The organism is Elusimicrobiota bacterium (assembly GCA_040757695.1).
GTDB lineage: Bacteria > Elusimicrobiota > UBA8919 > UBA8919 > UBA8919 > JBFLWK01.
In genome coordinates this window covers 1-2,717 of the sequence record JBFLWK010000154.1, presented here as the reverse complement: position 1 = coordinate 2,717, position 2,717 = coordinate 1, and the positions used below count along the sequence as shown (strand labels likewise).

The following is a 2,717-nucleotide window of genomic DNA, read 5'->3' as shown; positions in this document are numbered from 1 at the left end:
GTGCTTTATGAGGAAGTGTTATTGAAGAGCCGTGTGTGGGCAATCTGCAAGCACGGTTCTGCGAGGGGCACGACAGCCCGATAGGGCTGTCACCACAAGGAGGTTATAAAGATGTCTACTCAACAAGCAATTGAAGTGAAAAATCTATTCTACAAATATCCGGACGGAATTGTGGCTATCGATGATTTAAGTTTTTCAATTGAAGAAAATGAAACGGTTGGAATAATAGGTCCGAATGGTGCAGGAAAAACAACTTTGCTTTTATGTATATGTGGAATTATCAATTTCAAAGGTGAGGTTAAAATATTTGGCAATAAAATGTCAAAAGATAATGCCTGTGAATTAAGGAAAAAAATTGGGTTTGTTTTTCAAAATCCAGATGACCAATTATTTATGCCGACCGTTTTTGATGATATTGCTTTTGGTCCACTGCAGTTTGATGAATCAAAAGAAGAAGTCCAAAAAATTGTTAAAGAATCATTAGAAGCAGTATCCCTTGAAGGTTTTGAAAAAAGAGTATCCCATCATTTAAGTTTAGGGGAGAAAAAAAGGGTTACCTTAGCAACAGCACTGGCATTAAAACCAGAAATACTCATACTTGATGAACCAATGGGCAACCTTGACCCTGCTACAAAAAGAGAATTCATAGAACTTTTGAAACATTTCGATTGTACAAAAGTCATTGCTGGACACGATTTAGAAATGATAAAAGAAATTTCGGATAGAATAGTTTTGATAAATAAAGGCAAAAAAATTATAGAAGGCACTCCTAAAGAACTTTTTGATAACAAACAACTTCTGTTTGAAAATCGCCTCCTATAATTGACAATGTTAAAATGTCCACCCTCTATTGGGTTTAAAGATGGAAAATAAATGTAGTTCAAGTTGGACTTCTTAAGATGAGTAGCGATACTCAAATTCTTATTGTGGACATATGGTTTAATAAGACAAAAAAAATCTGGAAGAAAACCCTCAGGTAGCTCTGGCTATTTCTGACATGCAAAAGTTAGGATTCTATCAACTTAAAGGTAAAGCAAAAATTATTACCGAAGGGACCATTATATGAAAAGGCATTTGAAATTATGAAAGAAAAAGACGAAATTCGTAAAAGAAGACTTGAAAAAATGGAACTGCAGATGCAAAACGAAGAATTTAAGAAAAGAATGCAAAAAATAATGGAACTTCATACCAAAGTTCATAGGCCTAAGGCAGTCGTTTTAATGGAAGTAGAAGAAATTTATTCAACTGTGCCGGGTGAAAAATACGAAGAGTGAACCTTACTAACTACAAATCTGATATGATTTCATATGAAAAAATTTCGTTGTAGATTTCATCCTTGTCGGATAGGTTCTATTGATGTTTGATTTATATTAGATACAAAAGGAATCATTTCTTAGACTTATTCCCAAGGCATGTTATACCAACTAACAAATTCCTGAACAGCAGCTTCTGCAATACTGTATACTTCTCCTTTTACACTTTTTCGTTTCGGGTTTATACGTGCATCTGCAAACAATTTATCCACAATTGGTAAAAGCAAATTTATACATTCATCATAATCAGTTTCCTGTGCAATTTGTAGTGAATACGCAATCGATCTTTCTTCGAGCGCATCGCCATATTTTCCATATGCAACTTCTGATGCATATCTGAGCATAGATGCAATAATAGGTGCTAAACGATGTGTTCGTCCATCGGGAACTAACTTAGATAACATATCAATCCAAACTGAATAAACTTTACTACCGACAATTTCTTTTAGACTATTTTGGCTTCTCTCAGTCATGAATTTAACCATTCAATTTCCCTGTTGCCATTTTTTTGCCAGGACAGGGAATTCTTTGATTGTGCACTTTTCACAAAAATATTCTCTACCATTTGTAGAGTAGCCGCCATCACTCAAAATAATCAAAGCACCGCATTTAGAACACTTAATCACAAATCCAGTTGCCACAGCATTCTGTCTTGATTAGATTTCTTGTCTTACCACATAAACCACAGCGACGTTGATTTGTCGTCAATTTGTTTTTTTTGAGAAACTTTACGGTTTTACTCTGTTTCTTACTCATTAATCTCCTACCCAAAATGGTCTTATTTATTTGATTATCAATTCAACAATTAGTAATGGTTCTTTTCTTATTTCAAAATCAAATATTCGATTAGGTCCTACCGGTCCTCCCGGATGCGGTCCGCTGGAGGATGGCCCGAATTCCACTCCTCTTTGTGGCTTTAGTCCTGCTGGTGGTTCACTTTCATGTCGGCCAGGTATTATTTGTGCATTAGTGTTAAACATAAATTCTATTCTCGTAGATAAATTAGATATTTCAATAGAGACATTTTTGTCAATATAAAACCTATCATTAAATAATTTGTTTAACAGTTCAATTTCTTTTTTGTATGCAATCAGGAAAATTTTGTCAGTTGCCCATTGACTTAAATCTTTAATCAACTGGTTTTTAAACTCATACCCAAATGAGTTATAAAGTTTTGATACATTTTCATTTCTAACAGGTTTCATTGGTCTTTCGTCACATATCGTATTTGCTTTTGAGAGTATTGAAATATCAATAAGTTTCCATTTGTTATACACATCGACCTGAAAAACGGCTATAAACACTGTTTTTTTGATACGGCTCGTCGGAACCACTATAAAATATATTTGCAAATTCATTCAAATCAAAGGTTTGACCTTTGAAATTGCTCTTTGAATTTTGAAA

General features: G+C 34.0%; 5 protein-coding genes. 3 read left to right on the top strand and 2 right to left on the bottom strand.

Annotation, left to right across the window (positions count from 1 at the left end; translation table 11 throughout):
* Positions 1-111: 111 nt before the first annotated feature.
* The 3 genes from AB1349_13475 (at position 112) to AB1349_13465 (ending at position 1,274) form a co-directional block, all read left to right on the top strand.
* A complete protein-coding gene (locus AB1349_13475; GenBank protein MEW6558335.1) occupies positions 112-822 on the top strand; it encodes an ABC transporter ATP-binding protein in 711 nt (236 codons plus the stop codon).
* A gap of 136 nt (positions 823-958) precedes the next feature.
* A complete protein-coding gene (locus AB1349_13470; GenBank protein MEW6558334.1) occupies positions 959-1,066 on the top strand; it encodes a hypothetical protein in 108 nt (35 codons plus the stop codon).
* Between the two features lie 16 nt (positions 1,067-1,082).
* Entirely contained in the window at positions 1,083-1,274 is a 192-nt protein-coding gene (locus AB1349_13465; GenBank protein MEW6558333.1) for a hypothetical protein, read from the top strand.
* 125 nt (positions 1,275-1,399) lie between these two features.
* Here AB1349_13465 and AB1349_13460 read toward each other — a convergent pair whose 3' ends face one another.
* The gene (locus AB1349_13460) at positions 1,400-1,798 is read right to left on the bottom strand and encodes a hypothetical protein (GenBank protein ID MEW6558332.1); all 399 of its coding nucleotides are present in this window, start codon (positions 1,796-1,798) and stop codon (positions 1,400-1,402) included.
* A 297-nt stretch (positions 1,799-2,095) separates the two neighbouring features.
* The gene (locus AB1349_13455) at positions 2,096-2,671 is read right to left on the bottom strand and encodes a hypothetical protein (protein ID MEW6558331.1); all 576 of its coding nucleotides are present in this window, start codon (positions 2,669-2,671) and stop codon (positions 2,096-2,098) included.
* Between the last annotated feature and the right edge of the window lie 46 nt (positions 2,672-2,717).